The sequence below is a fragment of the Microbispora corallina genome (assembly GCF_016863035.1).
GTDB lineage: Bacteria > Actinomycetota > Actinomycetes > Streptosporangiales > Streptosporangiaceae > Microbispora > Microbispora corallina.
In genome coordinates this window covers 21,650-41,465 of the sequence record NZ_BOOC01000003.1, presented here as the reverse complement: position 1 = coordinate 41,465, position 19,816 = coordinate 21,650, and the positions used below count along the sequence as shown (strand labels likewise).

Annotated in this window: 19 protein-coding genes and 1 tRNA gene; 5 read left to right on the top strand and 15 right to left on the bottom strand. The window is 73.8% G+C overall.

Annotated features, from left to right (window positions below):
• Positions 1-68 precede the first annotated feature (68 nt).
• Positions 69-1,052, bottom strand: a complete 984-nt coding sequence (locus Mco01_RS04305) for a DMT family transporter (protein WP_204055592.1) — start codon at positions 1,050-1,052, stop codon at positions 69-71.
• Between the two features lie 705 nt (positions 1,053-1,757).
• On the opposite strand from Mco01_RS04305, the gene Mco01_RS04300 reads away from it, so the two are divergent.
• Positions 1,758-2,474, top strand: a complete 717-nt coding sequence (locus Mco01_RS04300) for an SPFH domain-containing protein (RefSeq protein ID WP_204055591.1) — start codon at positions 1,758-1,760, stop codon at positions 2,472-2,474.
• Between the two features lie 78 nt (positions 2,475-2,552).
• Here the strand turns inward: Mco01_RS04300 and Mco01_RS04295 are convergent, their stop codons facing one another.
• From Mco01_RS04295 to Mco01_RS04275, 5 genes are all read right to left on the bottom strand, one after another.
• Complete coding sequence (locus tag Mco01_RS04295; protein WP_204055590.1) at positions 2,553-3,242, bottom strand: SRPBCC family protein; 690 nt, start codon at positions 3,240-3,242, stop codon at positions 2,553-2,555.
• A 101-nt stretch (positions 3,243-3,343) separates the two neighbouring features.
• On the bottom strand, positions 3,344-4,828 hold the full coding sequence (locus Mco01_RS04290; protein ID WP_204055589.1) for a CynX/NimT family MFS transporter: 1,485 nt from the start codon (positions 4,826-4,828) through the stop codon (positions 3,344-3,346).
• Between the two features lie 119 nt (positions 4,829-4,947).
• Positions 4,948-5,337 carry a hypothetical protein gene (locus Mco01_RS04285; RefSeq protein ID WP_204055588.1) on the bottom strand — a complete coding sequence of 130 codons (390 nt, stop codon included), beginning with the start codon at positions 5,335-5,337 and terminating at the stop codon, positions 4,948-4,950.
• Positions 5,334-5,687 (bottom strand): hypothetical protein, encoded by a 354-nt coding sequence (locus tag Mco01_RS04280; RefSeq protein ID WP_036330697.1) that lies wholly within the window; start codon positions 5,685-5,687, stop codon positions 5,334-5,336. Before Mco01_RS04280 ends, Mco01_RS04285 begins: the two co-directional genes overlap by 4 nt.
• Before the next feature lie 101 nt (positions 5,688-5,788).
• Positions 5,789-6,883, bottom strand: a complete 1,095-nt coding sequence (locus Mco01_RS04275) for a carboxylate-amine ligase (protein WP_204055587.1) — start codon at positions 6,881-6,883, stop codon at positions 5,789-5,791.
• A gap of 179 nt (positions 6,884-7,062) precedes the next feature.
• Between Mco01_RS04275 and Mco01_RS04270 the strand changes: the two genes are divergently transcribed.
• Positions 7,063-8,445: a Dyp-type peroxidase gene (locus tag Mco01_RS04270; RefSeq protein ID WP_204055586.1), complete on the top strand. Its 1,383-nt coding sequence runs from the start codon at positions 7,063-7,065 to the stop codon at positions 8,443-8,445.
• A gap of 90 nt (positions 8,446-8,535) precedes the next feature.
• Here the strand turns inward: Mco01_RS04270 and Mco01_RS04265 are convergent.
• From Mco01_RS04265 to rsfS, 3 genes are all read right to left on the bottom strand, one after another.
• Positions 8,536-8,608: transfer RNA gene (locus Mco01_RS04265), tRNA-Ala, on the bottom strand.
• 99 nt (positions 8,609-8,707) lie between these two features.
• Positions 8,708-9,343 (bottom strand): histidine phosphatase family protein, encoded by a 636-nt coding sequence (locus Mco01_RS04260; RefSeq protein WP_204055585.1) that lies wholly within the window; start codon positions 9,341-9,343, stop codon positions 8,708-8,710.
• Between the two features lie 22 nt (positions 9,344-9,365).
• The gene (rsfS, locus tag Mco01_RS04255) at positions 9,366-9,770 is read right to left on the bottom strand and encodes a ribosome silencing factor (RefSeq protein ID WP_036330701.1); all 405 of its coding nucleotides are present in this window, start codon (positions 9,768-9,770) and stop codon (positions 9,366-9,368) included.
• Between the two features lie 285 nt (positions 9,771-10,055).
• On the opposite strand from rsfS, the gene Mco01_RS04250 reads away from it, so the two are divergent.
• Together Mco01_RS04250 and Mco01_RS04245 are read left to right on the top strand one after the other, a co-directional pair.
• A complete protein-coding gene (locus Mco01_RS04250) occupies positions 10,056-10,526 on the top strand; it encodes a hypothetical protein (RefSeq protein WP_204055584.1) in 471 nt (156 codons plus the stop codon).
• Positions 10,527-10,700: 174 nt separating this feature from the next.
• Entirely contained in the window at positions 10,701-11,564 is an 864-nt protein-coding gene (locus tag Mco01_RS04245) for a hypothetical protein (RefSeq protein ID WP_204055583.1), read from the top strand.
• Here the strand turns inward: Mco01_RS04245 and Mco01_RS04240 are convergent.
• The 3 genes from Mco01_RS04240 to nadD form a co-directional block, all read right to left on the bottom strand.
• Positions 11,542-12,840 carry an MFS transporter gene (locus Mco01_RS04240; RefSeq protein WP_204055582.1) on the bottom strand — a complete coding sequence of 433 codons (1,299 nt, stop codon included), beginning with the start codon at positions 12,838-12,840 and terminating at the stop codon, positions 11,542-11,544. The genes Mco01_RS04245 and Mco01_RS04240 overlap by 23 nt on opposite strands.
• On the bottom strand, positions 12,837-13,400 hold the full coding sequence (locus Mco01_RS04235; protein ID WP_204055581.1) for a winged helix-turn-helix domain-containing protein: 564 nt from the start codon (positions 13,398-13,400) through the stop codon (positions 12,837-12,839). The genes Mco01_RS04240 and Mco01_RS04235 overlap by 4 nt, the downstream gene beginning before the upstream one ends.
• Before the next feature lie 88 nt (positions 13,401-13,488).
• Positions 13,489-14,100, bottom strand: a complete 612-nt coding sequence (nadD, locus tag Mco01_RS04230; RefSeq protein ID WP_239103329.1) for a nicotinate-nucleotide adenylyltransferase — start codon at positions 14,098-14,100, stop codon at positions 13,489-13,491.
• Between the two features lie 118 nt (positions 14,101-14,218).
• On the opposite strand from nadD, the gene Mco01_RS04225 reads away from it, so the two are divergent.
• Entirely contained in the window at positions 14,219-15,229 is a 1,011-nt protein-coding gene (locus Mco01_RS04225; RefSeq protein ID WP_036330706.1) for a M48 family metallopeptidase, read from the top strand.
• A gap of 163 nt (positions 15,230-15,392) precedes the next feature.
• On the opposite strand, the gene Mco01_RS04220 is transcribed toward Mco01_RS04225, so the two are convergent.
• From Mco01_RS04220 to proB, 3 genes are all read right to left on the bottom strand, one after another.
• Positions 15,393-17,210 (bottom strand): serine/threonine protein kinase, encoded by a 1,818-nt coding sequence (locus tag Mco01_RS04220; protein ID WP_204055579.1) that lies wholly within the window; start codon positions 17,208-17,210, stop codon positions 15,393-15,395.
• 152 nt (positions 17,211-17,362) lie between these two features.
• Positions 17,363-18,619 (bottom strand): glutamate-5-semialdehyde dehydrogenase, encoded by a 1,257-nt coding sequence (locus Mco01_RS04215; RefSeq protein ID WP_204055578.1) that lies wholly within the window; start codon positions 18,617-18,619, stop codon positions 17,363-17,365.
• A gap of 18 nt (positions 18,620-18,637) precedes the next feature.
• A complete protein-coding gene (gene proB, locus Mco01_RS04210) occupies positions 18,638-19,759 on the bottom strand; it encodes a glutamate 5-kinase (protein WP_239103328.1) in 1,122 nt (373 codons plus the stop codon).
• Positions 19,760-19,816 lie beyond the last annotated feature (57 nt).

Genomic DNA, 19,816 nt, shown 5'->3' with positions numbered 1-19,816 from the left:
GTCGTCATCTCGTCCCCGCTCGTCTTCCGCTCAGATTTCCTGAGTATTTGCGGTAACAATATTCCCTTTTAGAGCAGGCGCCGCCACCGCCGCCCCAGCTCCGCGCGGGCCGGCCTTCTTCGGGCCGGTTCCGCGCGGGCCAGCTCGGCGCGAGCGAGGCAGGCGACCGCCGCCATGAGCGCGAGCCCGCCGCACACTTGCGCCGGTGAGACCCGCTCGCCGAGCAGCGCCACGCCGATGACCGCCGCCACCAGCGGTTCCAGCAGCGAGACCACCGCCGCCGTCGTCCCGGTGACCACGCGCAGGCCCGCGAAGAACAGGCCGTACGCCAGCGCGGTCGGCACGGCCGCGAGGTAGGCGAGCAGCAGCGCGGAGACCCCCGCGTCGGCCGCCGCCGGGAACAGCCCGGTCGCCGCCGCGAGCGGCAGCAGGCAGACCGCGCCGGCCGCGAACCCCCACGTCGCCGCGCCGCCGGCCGGCGAGCGCCGGTTCGCCAGCGTCACGACGGAGTAGGCGGCCGCCGACAGCAGCGCGTACCCCACTCCCGCCGGCGTGACCGCCGGCGACGGCGCCCCGGCACCGGTGTGCGCGCCGCCCGCGAGCAGGACGAGCCCGGCGAGGGCGAGTGCCAGGCAGGCGAGGGCCGTACGGCCCAGCGGCTCCCGCAGGACGACCCGCCCGCCGAGCGCCACGAGCACGGGCGTGGCCCCCATGGTGATCATCGTCGCGACCGCCACGCCGCTCTCGGCGATGGCGGCGAAGTAGGCGGCCTGGCACACCGCCATCGCCGGGCCGAGCACGAGGACGGCCCGGGTGGAGGGCCGTCCGCCGCGCCGGGCCGCGGAGCCCGCGCCCGATCGCCCGGCGAGGCGGCTCGCGCCCACCAGCAGCGCCGCGCCGCAGGCGAACCGCCAGAACGAGACCGCGACCGGGCTGAGGTGGCCGGTGCGGTGGAGCAGCGCCCCCGCGGCGCCCCCGGTGCCCCAGGCGACGGCCGCTATTGACAGGTAGACGAGACCCTGCCGTACGGGCAGGGCGGAAACACGCGTCATCGACGTCTCTCTCGGTGAGTGGCCTGCCGGATCCCGTACGCGGGCGGCAGCCATCGGCCGGGCCGCCCAGGCCCGGCTCACCAGGGGAGACCGCCCGCTAGCGGGCGGGGGGCGGAGAGATGATCAGACGCACGCGGGCACGCTACCGCGCCCGCCGCAGGCGTCGCACCACGTTTTTGGGGGTGCCGGGGCGCGAAGCCGGGAGGCGAAGGCTTACTCTTGCTTCGTGGCAGCCCGAGGCGAGGTCAGGTCGCCTCGGGCTGCCCACCTTCGCGCCCTGAGGCCGAACCACGTTCACGGCCCCCGCGCCACGCGCTCCCGGCCCCACCCTCGTCTCTGAGGCCGCACGGCGGTCCCGGCCGCACCCTCGCCTCTGAGGCCGAAGCGCCTTTCCCGGCCGGCTCCACGACGCCGTCGCGCCCCGGCGAGGACCGAAAAACCGATCGATCTCGGCGGGCGGCCGCCGCTACCGTGGGGGAATCCGGAACGACGCAGGGGCGCACCGGCATCGCCGGATCGCGTTCCCCGCATCGCGGTTCCGGCTTCCTTGGTGACCGCGAGGTCGAGGTTCGATTCCTCTCACCCGAACGGCTCCGGACGCCGCACCGGCGGCCTCAGGGCCCTGCGGGCCCCCGGCGTGCCGGGAGCGCCCCCGCCCTGACGCCGCGTGGCGTCCGGAGCCGTTCCCAGGATCGGAGGTGAGCAGTGGCTCATGTGACGGTGATGGAGTGGCAGCGCGTGCTCGCCTACGTGGACGGACGCTTCGACCGGGTCCTCGAGCCCGGGCGGCACCGGTACCGCGAGCGCAGGACGCGGCTGGTCACGGTGGACGTCAGGCCGAGCCTGCTCACGGTGTCCGGCCAGGAGGTCATCACGGCCGACGGCGTCACCGTGCGCGCCAGCCTGACCGCGCTGTGGCGGGTGGACGACCCGGTCGCCTACACGACCGGCGCCGAGCACCCCCAGGCCCTTCTCTACGCCGCGGTGCAGGACGCCCTCAGGGACCGGATGGCCGCGGTGACGCTCGACGACGCCCTCCAGGCGCGCGCCGCGCTCTCCGACGGGCTGGCCGAGGCCGTGCGAACCGCGGTCTCCGGGCTCGGGATCGTGGTGAACGAGGTGCGGGTGCGCGACCTCATGCTGCCGGGCGAGCTCCGCCGGGCGGCGATGGACGCGGTGGTCGCCCGCGAGAGGGGCAAGGCCGCGACTGGAGGAGGCGCGGGCGGAGGCGGCGGCGCTTCGCTCGCTCGCCAACACGGCCCGGCTCCTGGAGGAGCACCCGGCGCTGCTGCGCCTGCGCACCCTCCAGGTCGCCGCCGACCGGCAGACGACGCTCGTCCTCGACCCGCGCCACCTGCAGGAGTAGTCCTCCGTACGGCCTGTGCCGCCCCCGCGATGACGCAGGCCGTATTCGTAGGATGACTACACGAAGGAATGTAGCAGAAAGGAGCCCAGCGCCCCTTTCGGGGGAGCTGGGCTCCTGACAGTCCGGCGCTACGACTAGATGACCGGTCCGGGCGTGTCGCGCGGCGGCACCAGGCCGGTGCCGGGCGCGGGACCCGTGCCGGGCGCGGGCGGGATCGGACCGCTGCCGGGCGGCGGCAGCGGCGCGTCACGCGGGTAGTCGGGGTCGACCGGCTGCGGCGGCATCGGCTCGCCGATGTCGTACCCGGTGCCGGAGCCGTACCCGGCGCCAGAGCCCGTGGTGCTGCTCGTGCCGTCGGTGCCCTGCTGGTGCGGGCCGGGGACCTCTCCACGCCACGCACCGGTCTCGCCGCCGCGCGACTCGATGAAGGTCTTGAAACGCTCCAGGTCCCCGCGCACGCGCAGGCGCACGATCTGCAGCGCGTCGGCCGCCTTCTCCAGGAAGCCCTCCGGGTCGTACTCCATCTGCAGCGTCACGCGCGTGGTGGCGTCGTCGATGCGGTGGAAGGTCACCACGCCCGCCTGCCGCGGCGCGTCCAGCGACCGCCAGGCCACGCGCTCGTCCGGGTGCTGTTCGGTGATCTCCGCCTCGAACTCCCTGCGGACGCCGGCGATCTCGACCACCCAGTCGGTACGGGTGTCGCTGATCTGCTTGACCGACTCCACGCCCTCCATGAACTCCGGGAAGCTCTCGAACTGGGTCCACTGGTTGTACGCCGTACGGATCGGGACATTCACGTCGATGGACTGTTCGATCGAGCTCATGCCTCCTCCTTCTCTCGTGGTTGCGGAAGTTGCCCTGCCCCCTGTCAGGGGGCTAAACCACGAGACCGGCGGCCCGGACGGCGGCGACGCTCCGGGTCGCGTCAGCGCGAGCGGGAGCCGCGGCGGCGCCCCGCCCGTGCGGTACGGCGCCCCTGACGGGGGCCGGCGGCGGGGAGGCCGTCCGACCGGCGCCCCCGCTCGTCGGACGTGCGGTGGCGACCGGCGACCAGGTCCCGGATCCCGAGCGCCGGATGCCCGGCGACGGGGCCGGAGACGCCGTGGGAGGCGTGGCCGCCGCCTCCCGCGCCCTCCGCGTGATCGGCCGCGTGATCGGCCCCGTCCGCCGCCCGCTCCGCGGCCTCCGGGTCCGGACCCGCCGGCACGGCACGGCCCTCGTCCTCCAGCGTGCGCTCGCCTCCGGCGTACCAGCCGGTGACGAGCTGGACCGCGACCGCGGCGAACAGCAGGCCGAACGGCAGCGCCCACCCGCCGCTGACCTGGTGGAGGAGGCCGAAGGTGATCGGACCGGCGCCGGCGATGAGGTAGCCGGTGCTCTGACCGAAGGCGGACAGCGCGGCCGTGGCCGCGCCCGAACGGGTGCGCAGGGCCAGCATCGACAGCGCGAGCGGGAACGAGCCCATACCGACCGCGACCGCCATCGACGACGCCCACAGCGCGTGGCCGCTGAGCAGGCCGGCGAAGCCCACCGCGTACAGCACGACGAACGCGGCGACAAGCGGCCGCTGGTCGCGCAGGCGGGTCGCGAGCGGGGGCACGGCGAGCGAGATGGGGATGCCGAGACCGGTGAACACGGCGAGGATCACCGCGGCCTGACCGGAGGTGTACCCGTTGTCCCGCAGCAGCAGCGGCAGCCACCCGAACATGACGTACGCGATGAGCGACTGGGAGCCGAAGTATCCGGCCACGGCCCAGGCGAGCCTGCTGCGCAGGAGTGCGGCTCGCCCCGCACGCGCGTGGGTGCTGCGCCGCTCCGGCTCACTGCGCCGCGCGAGCGCAAGCCACGGAATGACGGCCACGGCGGCCAGCGCCGCCCACACCCCTAGTGCGACGTGCCAGTTGCCCCCCGCGGCCTGCTGGACCGGAACGGTCGCGGCGGCGGCGACCATCGTCCCGACCGCCAGCGCGGTCGAGTAGACGGTGGTCATGGCGCCGCCGCGCCGGGGGAAGTGCCTCTTGATGAGAGCGGGGATGACGACGTTGCCGACGGCGCCGCCCGCGAGCGCCACCGCGCTCGCGGCCAGGAACGGCACGGCGGAGTCCACGACCGCGCGGACCGCCTGCCCGGCGCCGAGCAGGACGATCGCGCCGAGGAGCAGGGCGTGCTCGCCGACGCGGCGCGACAGCGCGGGCGTCAGCGCGCCGAAGATCGCGAAGCAGAGCACGGGCAGGGTCGTGAGGAGCCCGGTCGCCGCGGCCGACATGCCGAGCCCGGCGCTGACCTCGTCCATGACGGTTCCCACGCTGGTCACCGCGGTCCGCAGGTTGAGCGCGGCCAGCGCGATGCCCACGGCGATGAACCACGCCATCGATCCGCCCGGTCTCCTGTGCGTCACGACGGCGCTCATGCCGGCACGACTCCTCTCATCGGGTCATCCTACATTTGGCAACTGTAGCAAATATCCCACAGCGTCCTTTTGTTCCCAGTGAGGGCGGTCCGGCGGTGAGCCGACTGCGAGGGTGCCGGCTAGTGCCGGCGGCGCAGGAGCCAGAAGAGGCCGACGACGGGCAGCACGAGGGGCACGAAGCCGTAGCCGCTGCCGTACCCGGACCACACGGTCGCCTGGGGGAACGCCTTGGCGTCGACGAGGCTGAGCGTGCCGACGACCAGCACCCCGGCCAGCTCCACCAGGCACGCGGCGACCGCGACGCGGCGGGCGCCCCGGGCGAGCGCGACGGTCAGCACGATGTAGACGACCGCGGCGACGGCCGACAGGAGGTACGCGAGCGGCGCCTCGCCGAACTTCGTCGCGATCTGCACGCCGGCCCGGGAGGTCGCGGCCAGCGCGAACACCCCGTACACGGCCACCAGCACGCGGCCCGGCCCCGACCGGATCGCCCGGTCCTCCCCGGTCATGCGCCCGCGTTCCAGATCTGCAGCAGCCTGCCGGTCATGACCGCGACCGTGAACGCGGCGACCGCGATGACCCCCGGACCCCAGCGCGTGCGCTCGGCCCGCCCCCACCACACCGCGGCGGGCGGGATCACGATCGTGCCGAGCAGGTAGCCGACGAAGGTGGCCTTCTCCCCCACGTGCCCGATCCGGGCCAGGGCGAGGGCCGCCTGCACCAGCAGCGCCACCTCCAGCGCCGCGAGCCCGGCCAGCAGCACCGTGCCCATCGGACGGTCCCGGATCGCGGTGATCACGGCGACGAGCGCCAGCAGCAGGCCGGCGCCGATCAGCCAGCCCGAGTACGCGCCGGTCATCGGACGCCGCGGATGGGGGACGTGGCCAGTGACATGGCCAGTAGGGTATCGGCCCGCCCGTCCCCCCTGTCACTCAGGCGGGGGGACGGGCGGGCCCGTGCTCAGGGCTTGCGGGTCTCGGCGAGCAGCAGGTCGACGGCGTCCTCGGGACGGCCGTTGACGGCGCGCGCGCCGCGCTGGCGGGACGCCGAGCTGCCCCGCCGCAGCGCCTCGTCGGCCAGCTCGGAGACCAGCTCCCAGTCGCCCAGCTCCTCCAGCGTGGGCCGCAGGTCGTCGAGCAGCCAGGTGATCAGCTGCGGCGCCGAGGACGGCCTGCTGGTGAGCGGCGACAGCAGGTCGCCCTCCAGCCCCGACCGCGCGGCCCGCCAGTTGGCGGCGCGCAGGAGCGCGGGGCGCTGCTCTCCGCGCGGCGGCTCACCGCGCTCGACGGCCTCGCTCTCCCTCGTGAACAGGGCGCGGAACAGCCCGGCGAGCAGGACGACGTCGTCCACGAGCGGGCAGGAGTCGCAGATCCGCATCTCGACCGTGGGCACGTGGGCGCTCAGCCGAATGTCGAAGTAGACCATGCCCTGGTCCTCGATGACGCCGGAGGCGACCAGGTCCTCGGCCGTGCGGTCGTACTGCGCGGCGTCGGCGAACGGCCCCAGCGACCCGGCCGTCGGCCACCGCTGCCAGGCGAGGGTGCGGCTGCTGGCGTACCCGGTGTCGTCGTTCTCCCAGTACGGCGAGCTGGCGCTCAGCGCGAGCAGCGGCGGCAGCCACGCCTCCGCGCGCTGCGCGGCGAGCACCGCGACGTCGCGGTCGTCGATCTCCACGTGCACCTGGGCGCCGCAGATGAGCTGCTCCTGGGCCAGGAACCGGTACTCGTCTGACAGGTAGCGGTACCGCTCCCCCGGAGAGATCGTGTACCCGTCGACTCCGGTCAGGGGAGTCGTCCCGGAGGCGATCACCCCCACGCCCAGCGGCTCCCCCGCCGACACCAGCGCGCCGCGGAGCCGTACGAGCTCGGCCCGGACGTCGCCCAGGTCCTCCAGGGGTGTGCTGTTGGTCTCCACCACGGACCGCTGCAGCTCGGCGGCGAACCCCTCCCCCGGCAGCCGGTCGAGCATGGCCTGGGCCAGCGGGGTGAGCCGCCGGCTCTCCAGGTCCACGACGAGGAACTCCTCTTCCACGCCGACAGGTCGTCTCTTCGTCATGGCCCGTCACTACCCACCGTGCACGGGTTAGGCCTGACCTGGCACGTCGCCGTTCCCCGCTCCGTGGGCGGCGGGTGCGGGATTTCCCGGACTATCCAGGAGAACCCGATGCGTGGGAGAAGACTCTTAGGGATCGGGGGCCCAGCCGAGACGACGATGGAGAAGGACCGACGATGCCGGTGAACCTGTCCAATACCAAACCGCTCGCGTGGGACGCGGCGAGCCTCGACGCCGACACCAAGGCGATGCTGGACAACCTCCAGCCGAACATCCTCCAGGCGCACGTCCGGGAGAGCCTGTCCCTGCTGCTGCTGAACTTCGGCGACGGCGCGGACGGCAGGCGCTTCCTCAAGGCGCTCGTCCCGCTCATGAAGTCGGCCAGGAAGCACCTCGACGAGGTGCGGGCCTTCAACAAGACAAAGGCCCCCGGCACGCCGTACGTCGGGGTGGGGATCAGCAGGCTCGGCTACCTCAAGCTCGGGCACGAGACCGCGAAGTTCGGCGACAACGCGTTCAAGTCGGGCCTCAAGCGGCGCAAGGACACGCTGAGCGACCCCCCGGTGAGCGCGTGGGAGCCGCAGTACCAGGGCGAGATCCACGCTGTCGTGCTGATCGGCGACGCCACCCCCGAGCCGGTCGCGGCCACCCGCAAGCGGGTCCTCGCGCTGTTGCCGAAGACCGCGAAGGTCCTGGGCGAGGAGACCGGCGCCGGCCTGCGGGACGACCAGGGGCGGGGCATCGAGCACTTCGGGTACGTCGACGGCCGCAGCCAGCCGCTCTTCCTGGCTGACCAGGTGGCCCAGGAGCCCGGCACCAACTGGAACCCGTTCTTCCCGCTGAGCCACGTCCTGGTCGCCGACCCCCTCGCGCCCCACCCCAGCCGGCACTTCGGCAGCTACCTGGTGCTGCGCAAGCTGGAGCAGAACGTGCGGGCGTTCCGGGAGGCCGAGGACTCCCTCGCCGACGCCCTGGGCCTGACCGGGGCCGACCGCCCGCGCGCCGGGGCCATGCTGGTCGGCCGGTTCCGCAACGGCACCCCGCTGCGGCTGCACGACCGGCCCAGCTCGGCCGGATTCCCCGTGCAGAACGACTTCAGCTACCGCGACGACCCCGGGTCCCGGTGCCCCGTCGGCGCGCACATCCGCAAGGCCAACCCGCGCGACTCCCGTGACGAGGGCCTCGAGCGCGTGCTCGGCGTGATGATGGCCCGGCGCGGCCAGACGTACGGCTCCCGGACCGACCGGCCGTGGGACGACGCCCCTCCGCAGACGCGCCCCACCGGCGGGGTGGGCCTGCTGTTCATGGCGTTCAACTCCAGCCTGCAGAGCCAGTTCGAGTTCACCCAGCAGAGCTGGGCCGACAACCCGGACTTCCCCGCCGGCGGCACCGGGCACGACCCGGTGATCGGCCAGGGCAAGCGCGACGTCAAGGTGCGCTTCCCCAAGCAGTGGGGCTCCTCGGCGCTCGGCGCTCCCCAGCACCAGGTGCCGCAGACCGTGACCATGAAGGGCGGGGAGTACTTCTTCATGCCGTCGCTCGCCTACCTGAAGAGCCTGGGCTGAGCGGGCGGCCCGTGAGCCGCGGGCGTACGGCCGGCCGCGCGACCCGGCCGTACGCCCGTGAACGCGAGATCACGGGCGGGACAGAACGGGTGGAGCTATGGGGACTCGAACCCCAGACCCCCTCCATGCCATGGAGGTGCGCTACCAGCTGCGCTATAGCCCCTTGCCACCGCTCCGGGTGTTCCCGGCGCGGCGCTCGGAGAGCATACAAGCACGCCCATCCGTTTACCTAATCGTCACCGGTCACAGCGGCCACTGAGGCTCAGCCGTCGGCCGTGACCGCCGGGCTGTCGTCGCTGCTGACCGGCTCCGGCAGGGTGCCCGCGTTGTGCTCCAGGAGACGCCAGCCCCGGCGTCCCTCCTCCAGCACCGACCACGAGCAGTTGCCGAGGCTGCCGAGGACCGACCACAGCTCCTGCGGCAGGCCCAGCAGCCGGGCGATGCCCAGACGGGTGGCGGCGCCGTGCGAGACGACCACCAGCAGGCCGTCGTCGTCGAGCCGGCCCGACCAGCGCGTCATCGCCTCGGCGACGCGGTCGGCGACGTCGGTCACGACCTCCCCGCCCGGGGCCTCCCACGCCTCGTACTCGACCGGCCACCCGGCCTTGATCTCCTCGCGGGTCAGGCCCTCCCAGGCGCCGCCGCCGCGCTCCCGCAGGTCCTTGTCGACGAAGACGTCAAGGCCGGTGAGCCGGGCGAGGGCCGAGGCGGTGTCGTGGGCGCGGCGCAGATCGGACGAGACGATCACGGTGGGCCGCAGGGACGCGAGCAGGGAGGCCGCCCGGGCCGCCTGGGCGACGCCCACCTCGTCGAGCCCGATGTCGGTGTGCCCCTGGAAGCGCTGCTCCACGTTCCAGAGCGTCTGCCCGTGGCGCAGGCAGACCATCCGGCGGCTCATCGCGCCGCCCCGTGGTCGTGCGTCACCGAGCCGCCCCGTGCCCGCGCTGGGCCGCGACCCGCTTGACGCTCTCCGGCAGCTCGATCGAGGGGCAGTCCTTCCACAGGCGCTCGAGCGCGTAGAAGACCCTGTCCTCCTCGTGCTGGACGTGGACGACGATGTCGAGGTAGTCGAGGAGCACCCAGCGCCCCTCCCGCTCGCCCTCGCGGCGCACCGGCTTCGCGTCGGCCTCGATGCGCAGGCGTTCCTCGATCTCGTCCACCACCGCCCGCACCTGGCGGTCGTTGGAGGCGGAGCAGAGCAGGAAGGCGTCGGTGATGACGAGCTGGTCGCTCACGTCGTAGGCGATGATGTCGTCGGCCAGCTTCTCGGCGGCCGCCTCGGCGGCGACTCTGACCAACTGGATCGCTCTCTCAGATGCTGTCACGATTCGGTTCTGTCCTCCGTTGTCGGGCTCTTCCAGGGTGCACAGTCATCGTGCGCCGTACAACCGACTTACGCGGTGACGACCCTATCGGGACACCCCCGTTATCGGGGGTATGCCCCGGATCAGGGATTCAACGTCCTCCGGGGCGCCCTGATTCCTGCGGGGACGGGGAGACGGGAGCCGCCGGGAGCAGGAGAAAGCCCCGCGAGGACGGTCCTCGTGGGGCGGTCGTGCTGCGGAATTGATCCGGCGCTGCAGCGGCTCACCGCTGCCGGTGCTGGCTCAGTGCTGCTGTTGCTGCTGCTGCTGTTGCTGCTGGCCTCCCGACCCCTGCTGTTGCTGCTGCTGTTGCTGCTGCTGGGAGCGGTGGTGCCGACCTCCCTGCTGTTGCTGCTGCTGTTGCTGCTGCTGGGATCGGTGGTGCCGGCCTCCCTGCTGCTGCTGTTGTTGCTGCTGCTGCTGTTGAGGCCGGTGGTGGTGACGGTGGTGCCTGTGGTGGCGTCGGTGGCCACAACAGGGCCGTCCGTGGTCGGTCGGCTGCGTGACGGTCAGCGCGTGCGCGGGCTGCGCCGGCATCGTGGCGGGCACGACGAGGGCCGACAGGGCCATCGCGCCCGCGGCGAGAGCTTCCTTGAGCATGGGATCACTCCGTACTGTGACGGTCGTGGCCCCGGCCGGACCGGGGCGTACGGAGCGCCGGATCAATATCCAGGGAGCGGGGGCCTCACGCGGCCCGGCTCCTGCTTCGCACGTTAACCGCCGGACCGCCGCCGGGTCGTCCATCCCCGCGCAAAGCCTGCCTGCCGCCTCCTGGGCAACTCCCCTCCCCGCACCCCCGCCGTTTACGTTCCCGCAGGTCAGGCCGATATCCACGGGTAAAGTCCCGGTGAGCCGTGGCCGTGGTCGGCACCGCGTGCCACTCTTGATCGCATGGCTCCCCCCAGCCGGCCCGCCGTGCCGCCGGCGCTGCGCCGCACGCTCGCCGCCGCGCTCGTCGGTCTCGCCCTCCCGCCGCTCGCGTGGGCGCTCACCGCGGCCGGGCTCGCCGTCCTCCCGTACGACCCCTCGGCCCGGTTCGGGCAGGGGGCGGTCATCCTCTTGGGGGCGGCGCCGTTCCTCCTCGTCACGGCCTGGCCGTCGCTGTGGGCCGTGCGCGTGCGGCCCGCCTGGCACGTCGCCCTTCCGGCCCCTCCGGCGGCGTTCCTGCTGTGGACCCTCCTCGACACCGTGGCCTGGCAACTCGTCCCGAACCGGCTGGTCGCCGTGTGCCTCGTCCTGGGACTGGCGTACGCGCTCACCGCCCTGTTCACGACGCCGGGCATGCTGTGGTGGGCCCAGCAGGTGCCGTTGATGGCCGTGGGCGGCCCTCCGCCTCTCGTGGCGCCGACCGCGCCTCCCCGCCGTCCTCTTGATCCCGGTATCCCCCTGATCGCGCCCGACCTGCCGGGGTACGTGGTCGAGCGGGTGGCGTCCCGGCCCGGTGAGCTGCGCTACGTCCTGCGCCCGGCGGCCCTCCACCGCGCCGCCACCCCTGGTGAGCGCTCCGCCTCCGCCGTCACGGTCGTCGTCCGGTCGCGCGTGGACCCGCCCGGCGAGGACGGCCCGTACGAGCAGGCGGGGCCGCGGACCTGGTCGCGGGCGGTGGACGGGGGCACGATCCACGTGGTCGACCGCGACGACGCGACGGTCGTCGTGAGAGCAGGATCCCGCGTCCCCGAGGCCGTCCTGCGCCGGGCGACCAGCACTCTCGCGCCCCGCCCGCCGTCCCATTTCACGCCGACGGCCCAGGACTGAGGGCTCCCCCGGTGAGGAGCCCGTCGCGGCGGGCCGGGCCGGGGAAGTCGCGCAGGGGGCGGAACGGGCCGAGCAGCAGGACGCCCACCGAGAGGATCGCGAGGCCCGCCGTCGCCACAAGCGTCTCCCGTACGCCGATCAGCTCGCCCAGCGTGCCGCCGAGCAGCCCGCCGAGGGGGATGGCGCCGTAGTTCAGGGCGGCGGTGCTCGCGGTGATCCGCCCGAACAGCCCGGCCGGGCTGTAGCGCTGGCGGAACGTCCCCGTGAGGATGTTCGAGGCCACGATCCCCATCCCCGCGCCGAACCCCCCGGCGGCGAACCACGCCAGGCCACCGCCGATCGGGCCGAGCAGCAGCATCGGCGCGGCGAACGCCTCGCACAGCAGGAAGCCGCGCGCCGTCCCGAACCGCCCGGCGATCCGGCCGGCCAGGGCGGCACCGGTGACTCCGCCCACGCCGGCCAGCGCCAGCACGACGCCGATGGCGCCCGGCCCGGCACCGGCGTCCCTGGCGAGGTACACCATCCGGACCGGCTGGTAGCCCATGAGCGAGATGTTCGACATCGCGCTGAAGACGGCGAGTGCGCGCAGGTAGCGGTCGTGCGCCACGAAGCGGAGCCCGTCCCGGATCTCCGCGGGCAGCCGCCGCCGCGCTCCGCGGGCGGGGCGCGGCTCCCGCGTCCGCACGCACAGCAGGCACACCGCGGAGACCACGAAGCTGGCCGCGTCCGCCAGCACCCCGCTCACCGCGCCGAACGCCTGGGCGAGGATCCCCGCCAGACCGGGACCGGCGACGCCGGCGGCGGACTCGCTTCCCTGGAGCCTGGTGTTGGCGTGCAACAGCCGTTCGGGCCCCACGAGAACCGGCAGGTACGCGCGGTAGGCGAGGGTGAAGAACACCTGCGCGACGCCGCCCGCCGCGGCCGCCACGATCAGGTGCGTCATCGTGAGCGTACCGGCCCAGGCCGCGATCGGCACGGTGGCGAACACCGCCGCCGCGCAGAGGTCGCAGGCCAGCATCAGCGGCCGTTTCTGCAGCCGGTCCACCCAGGCACCGGCGGGCAGGCCGACCAGGAGCCACGGCAGCCAGGCGGCCGCGGTCAGCAGCCCGGTGGCGAGGGTGCCGGCGTGCAGGGTCACCACGGCGACCAGCGGCAGCGACACGGCGGCCACGGAACCGCCGAGCAGGCTGATCGTCTCACCGGCCCACACCAGCCGGAAGTCCCTCGTCCAGCGCCGCCCGCCGCGCCCGGCCGCGGGGGGATCGGCGGTGGTCACGGCCGCCCCGGAACGGCCCGGACGGTCAGGAAGACGAGCTTCCGTTCCTGCCCGTCGTCGGGAACCTCCCGGTCGGCCAGCGAGGCCATGAGGGAGACGATCCGCTCCTCCAGTTCGGCGAGCTCGGCGACCGACAGGCGGGCCCAGTGGTCGGCGGTGAAGGCGGCCCGGCGCCACGGCTCGGGATGGTCCTCGCGTTCGGCGAACCACTGCCTGGCCAGCGCGGTCTGCCGCTCCAGGACCAGCGACTCGGCCGCCAGCGCGACGGGATCGTCCGGGAAGTCCGACGGCGACCAGTCGAGCCTGCCGGAGGTCCTGCGCCACCACCGTTCCCTGCGGTCCCGCGCGAGCTCCGGCACCTCCTCGACGAGATCGCTCGCGCCGAGGACTCTCAGATGGTGGCTGACCTTGCCGACGGCCTCCCCGGTCCGTTCGGCCAGGACCGACACCGTCGACGGGCCGTCCACCCGCAGGACGTCGAGCAGGCGGCGGCGGAGCGGGTGGGCCATCGCCGCGAGCACCTTGGAGTCGCGCACCTCGCGCGGGGAGTCGTCATGCACCCGTCGATGCTAGATACTCCGGGATTCTTGTACAAATACGTTTGTACTTATACGGAGAGTTCTCCGGTGAGGGTCCCGCGGGGGCCGGTCAGTCCTCAGGCTGCTGGTAGAGGCCGCGCTTGTTGATGTACTGCACGATGCCGTCCGGGACGAGGTACCAGATGGGCTCGCCGGCGGCCACCCGCTCCCGGCACTCGGACGACGAGATGGCCAGCGCCGGGATCTCGATCAGGCTGACCTTGCCCTCGGGCAGGCCCGGGTCCTGGAGGGTGTGCCCGGGCCTGGTGCAGCCCACGAAGTGGGCGATCGTGAACAGCTCGTCCGCGTCCCGCCAGCTCAGGATCTGGGCGAGCGCGTCGGCGCCCGTGATGAAGTAGAGGTCCACCTTCGGCCCGTACGTTGCGGCGATGTCCCTCAGCGTGTCGATCGTGTAGGTGGGACCGGGACGGTCGATGTCCACCCGGCTGACGGAGAAGCGCGGGTTGGACGCGGTCGCGATCACGGTCATGAGATAGCGGTCCTCTGAGGAGGACACGATCTGGTCGGCCTTCTGCCACGGCTGACCCGTCGGGACGAACACCACCTCGTCCAGGTCGAAGTGGTGCGCGACCTCGCTCGCGGCGACGAGATGGCCGTGATGGATGGGATCGAAGGTCCCGCCCATGATGCCCAGCCGCCTGGTCGCGGCCCCGTTTCTCATGGAACGGAGCATAAAGTGCACGCCCGGACAGGCCCGAAACCGGCCCCGGCTTGGTCACGTTTTCGCCTCGTACGGCACTCCCGCGCGCGTCCAGTCCGTGGGACATAGCATGCGGAGCATGACCACTCCCGATCGCAATCGCGTGCAGCTGCCCGGCATCAGCTCCCGAGCCTACGAACACCCCGCCGACCGGTCCGCGCTGGTCGCGATGCGTTCGCTCAGTGGGTTCGACTCGGTGCTCAAGCGCATGTCGGGGCTCTTCAGCGAGCGCCGGCTGCGGCTGATGTTCCTGGCCTCCGCGGTGCGCACGACCGACACCCAGTTCCGCGCGCTCTACGACATGGGCCGCGACAGCGCGTACATCCTCGACCTGCACCGGATCCCGGAGATCTACGTCCAGCAGGACCCGAAGGCGTACGCCATGGCGATCGGCTTCGACGAGCCGTTCATCATCGTCTCGACCGGGATCCTCGACCTGATGGACGAGGAGGAGCTGCGGTTCGTCATCGGCCACGAGACGGCCCACATCCTGTCCGGGCACGCCGTCTACGGCACCATGCTGGCGGTCCTCACCCGGCTCGCCACCCGCGTCGCGTGGATCCCGCTCGGGTACATCGGCCTGCGCGTGATCGTGGCCGCGCTGGAGGAGTGGCAGCGCAAGGCCGAGATGTCCGCCGACCGCGGCGGCCTGGTGGCCGGGCAGGACCCCGACGCCGCCCTGCGGGCCCTGATGAAGCTGGCCGGCGGCTCGCGGCTGCACGAGATGAACATCGAGGCCTTCCTCGACCAGGCCCGGGAGTACGACACGGCGGGCGACGTCCGCGACGGCCTGCTCAAGGTCCTCAACATGCTCGGCACCACGCACCCCTTCGCGGTCACCCGGGTGGCCGAGCTCGACCGGTGGCGGCGCAGCGGCGAGTACGAGCGCATCCTGGCGGGCGACTACCCGCGCCGTGCGGACGACGCCAACGCGAAGATCACCGACGAGGTCAAGGCGGCGGCCAACTCCTACCGCGAGTCGTGGGCGCAGTCGCAGGACCCGTTCATCGGCGTGCTCCGCGACGTCGCCGAGGGCGCGGTGAACGCCGGCGAGCGCATCTTCAACCGCTTCGCCCGCCGGGAGAACTGAGCGCCCCGTAGTTCGCGTCTCGCCCGTCCCGCGGCCCGCCCAGTGGCGGGCGCCGAGGCCCGTACCGCGCCAGATGAGAGGGCACGGCGCGCCAACCGCCCGGCGAGACGCGCGACGGCGTATCCGGCCGTCAGACGAACAGCGCGACGGCGTACCCACCCCGTCAGACGAACAGCGCGACGGCCTGCACGGCGGCGGCGCACAACGCGACGAAGCCGCCGAGGACGGCGAGCGCCCGCAGGCCCTCCCTGCGTAGGCCCGGCATGGCGGCTCCGGCCCGCTCGACCTCCCGTCCGAGGATGCCTCCGCTGACCACGCCGAAGGCGACCCCGGCGACCGTGACGGGCACCGCCTGGGTCCACCACTGCGGCTCCAGGCGCGTCCCGGCCGCCACCCACAGCGCGACGAAGCCGGCGGCGGCCGCCGGAAGGCCCGGCCACGCGACGGCGGAGACGAGCGAGCCGGCCAGCGCCACGGGGAACGTCAGCACCCGCAGGACCCCGCGGAACCGCCCGGGCCTGCGGTTGCGGACCAGCCAGTGGCTCGTCCACACGGCCCTCGTCACCACGCCGAAGGCCGCCGTGATCGCGAACGCGGTCAGCGGGTAGATCACCGCGACCACCACACAGGGGACGGCGATCACCGCGAGCACGAGCATGGCCGCGCTCCCGGTCGGGATGCCGATCGCGGTCTCGGCCGCGCCCTCCTCGGGCGGCGCCTCCACCGCGAGCGCCGACTCCGCCCGCCCGTCGCGGCCCGCCGCCCTGGGCCGGCGCCCGCCCGCGGGAGCCGCGGCGGGGCGGGAACGGGCGGCCCCGTCCGCGCCGCCGCGCTCGGCCCGGCCCTCCTGGCCCGTCCGCCGCTCGCCACGCCCGGGACCGTCGCGTGCGGGCCGTCGTTCGGGACGTCCCGCGTCGTCCGGACCGGGGCGCCGCTCGGGACGTCCCGCGTCGTCCCTGCCTGTCCGCCGCCCCGGACGTCTCTCGTCGTCCCGGCCGGGCCGCTCGGCGCCGTCCTGAGCGTCCCGCCGGTCCGCGGCGTCGGCGTCGCGGCGGGCCGCCCCGGCCTGACCGGACGGCGTAACCGTCTTGGCCGTCTTGGCCGGCTTGGCGGCCTCCTCGTCCGGCTCGGCCGCGACCGCCGACCGCTCGTCCGCGGCGCGCCGCCGGGACGCGGGCGTCTCGTAGGCGCGGGCGAGGCGCAGGAGGCGGTCGGCGAGGAGCGCGGCCGTCGGGCGGCGGTCCGGGTCGCGGTGCAGCGCGGCCCGGACGAGGGGCAGCAGGGCCGCCGGCACGCCCACCAGGTCGGCCTTGCCGTTCAGCACGGCGTACATCTGGGCCTCGGCCGTCCCCCTGCCGAAGGTGGGACGGCCGGTGGCGGCGAACGCCACGGTGGCCGCCCAGCCGTGGACGTCCGCGGGCGCCCCCACCTCCTCGTCCGCGTACAACTCGGGGGCGCAGTAGCCGGGGGTGCCGAGGAAGGTCCCGGTCATCGTGACCCGGGTGGCGTCGAGCACCTGGGCGATCCCGAAGTCGATCAGCACGGGCCCGTCGGAGGCCAGCAGCACGTTGGCCGGTTTGACGTCCCGGTGCACCACGCCGCCGGCGTGGATGATCGCGAGCGCGGTGGCGAGGCCCTGGGCGAGCGCGACGAGACCGCCGCGCGTCAGCGGCCCGCTCCGCCGTACGGCGTCGAGCAGCGTCTCGCCCTCGATGTACTCGATGACGAGGTACGGCCGGTCACCCGACAGGTCCGCGTCGAGCACCTGGGCGACGTACGGGCTCTCGACCCGCCGCAGGGCTCGGACCTCGCGTTCGAGCCGTAATCGGGCGTCCGGGTCGTTCTCGATGGGGTCGCGGAGCAGCTTCACCGCGACGTGATCGCCCCGGCGGTTGGCGGCGAGGTAGACCTCGCCCATGCCGCCCCGGCCCAGCCGCCGCAGCAGCGTGTACGGGCCGACCCGCCCCAGACGTCCAGCCATAGGAGCGCCAACCATAGCGGCCCGGGACGGCGGAGTCTCGGAGGCGCGCCGGGGTTGCGCACCGGTTTAAGCCGGTTGAAGCCTGCGCCAACCACCCCACGACACGCGACCGGCCAGGGCGGCCCGAGGCAGCCGCCGTCCGGACGCGGCGGTCAGACCCGGATGTGCCCGTCGCCGGTGTAGATCCACTTGGTGGAGGTCAGCTCCGGCAGCCCCATCGGCCCGCGGGCGTGCAGCTTCTGCGTCGAGATGCCGATCTCCGCCCCGAACCCGAACTCGCCGCCGTCCGTGAAGCGGGTCGAGGCGTTGACGGCCACCGCGGCCGAGTCCACGGTCGCCACGAACCGCCGCGCGGCCTGCTGGGAACGGGTGACGATGGCGTCCGTGTGGGCGGAGCCGTACCGCCTGATGTGCGACACGGCCTCGTCGAGCGAGTCGACGACGGCGGCGGCGATGTCGAGCGAGAGGAACTCGGCGCGGTAGTCGTCCTCGGTGACGGGCACCACGTCGGGGCTGTAGGCCCGGGTGCGCTCGTCCCCGTGGACGGTCACGCCCGCGTCCTTGAGCGCCGCCAGCGCCCGGGGCACGAACGCGTCGGCGATCCCGGCGTGCACGAGGAAGGTCTCGGCCGCGTTGCACACCGAGGGACGCTGCGCCTTGGCGTTGACGAGGATCGTGATCGCGGTGTCGATGTCCGCGTCCGCGTCGACGTAGACGTGGCAGTTGCCGACGCCGGTCTCGATCACGGGGACGGTCGACTCCTCCACGATGCTGTTGATCAGCGAGGCGCCGCCGCGCGGGATCAGCACGTCGACCAGGCCACGGGCGCGCATCAGGTGCTTGACCGACTCACGGCTGCGGCCCGGCACCAGCTGCACGGCGTCGGCGGGCACGTCGGTCCCGGCCAGGGCCTCCTGCATGATCCGCACGAGCACGGTGTTCGAGGAGTAGGCGCTGGACGAGCCGCGCAGCAGCACGGCGTTGCCGCTCTTCAGGCACAGGGCGGCGGCGTCGACGGTCACGTTGGGCCGGCCCTCGTAGACGATGCCGATCACGCCGAGGGGCACCCGCACCTGGCGGAGCTCCAGGCCGTTCGGCAGCGTGCTCCCGCGCACGACCTCGCCGACCGGGTCGGGCAGGCCGGCCACGTGCCGCACGGCCTGGGCGATCTTGGCGACGCGGCCGGCGTCGAGCCGCAGCCGGTCGATCATGGCCTCCGACGTGCCGCCCTCCCGGGCCCGCTCGACGTCGTCGGCGTTGGCCGCGACGATCTCGCCGGTCGCCGCCTCCAGGGCGTCCGCGACCGCCAGCAGCGCCGCGTCCTTGGGCGCGCGCGGCAGCGGCGCGAGGGCCGTCGCGGCCTCCCTGGCCGCCCGCGCCACCTTCAGGAAGTCCTCTGCCTCAGACATTGCCTCGCGCTCCTGTCGTCAGTGCGTGTGCTCCAGTATGACGATGTCGTCCCGGTGGATGAGCTCCCGCTCGTACTCGGGGCCGAGCGTGCTCGCCAGCTCGCGGGTGGACCGCCCGAGCAGCTCGGGGATCTCCGCCGCGTCGTAGTTCACCAGCCCGCGGGCGACCGGGACGCCGCGCGGGCCGACGAGGTCGACCGGGTCGCCGGCGGCGAAGTCGCCCTCGACCTTCACGACGCCCGCCGGCAGCAGCGACTTGCGCCGCCCGACGACGGCCTCGACCGCCCCCTGGTCCAGGTGCAGCCGTCCCCGGCCGGTGGCCGCGTGGGCCAGCCAGAGCAGCCGGGTGCCGGGGTGGCGGCCGCCGGGCCGGAAGTAGGTGCCGACGTCGGCCCCGGCCAGCGCCTGCGCGGCGTGCGCCGCGGCGGTCAGCACGACCGGCACGCCGGCGCCGGTCGCGATGCGGGCCGCCTGCACCTTGGTGACCATGCCGCCGGTGCCGACGCGTCCCGAGGTGCCCAGCTCCACGCCCTCCAGGTCCTCCGGGCCGCGGACCTCCGCGATCCGCCGGGCGCCGTCCTTCCTGGGGTCGCCGTCGTAGAGGGCGTCCACGTCGGACAGCAGCACCATGGCGTCGGCGTGGGTCAGGTGGGCCACCAACGCGGCCAGCCGGTCGTTGTCGCCGAAGCGGATCTCGTCGGTGGCCACCGTGTCGTTCTCGTTGACCACGGGGACGATGCCGAGCTCCAGGAGCCGGGCGAGCGTCCGCTGGGCGTTGCGGTGGTGCGAGCGGCGCATCATGTCGTCGGCCGTCAGCAGGACCTGGCCGACGCGCAGGCTGTAGCGGGCGAAGGAGGAGGTGTAGCGGGCGACCAGCACACCCTGCCCGACCGAGGCCGCCGCCTGCTGGGTCGCCAGGTCCTTCGGCCGGGCGCGCAGCCCGAGCGGGCCGAGCCCGGCCGCGATGGCCCCGGACGACACGAGCACGATCTGGGTGCCCTCCCGCCGCCGGGCGGCGAGCACGTCGACGAGGGCGTCGACCCGGTCGACGTCGATCATGCCCTCGGGGGTCGTCAGGGAGGACGAGCCCACCTTGACGACCAGCCGCGCGGCCGCGCGGATGCGGTCCCTGCCTGACACGCCGCTCCCTGTCCCGCTCGTCCCCCGCCGGGCGTGCCGCCCGTACGGTGGGTTCCC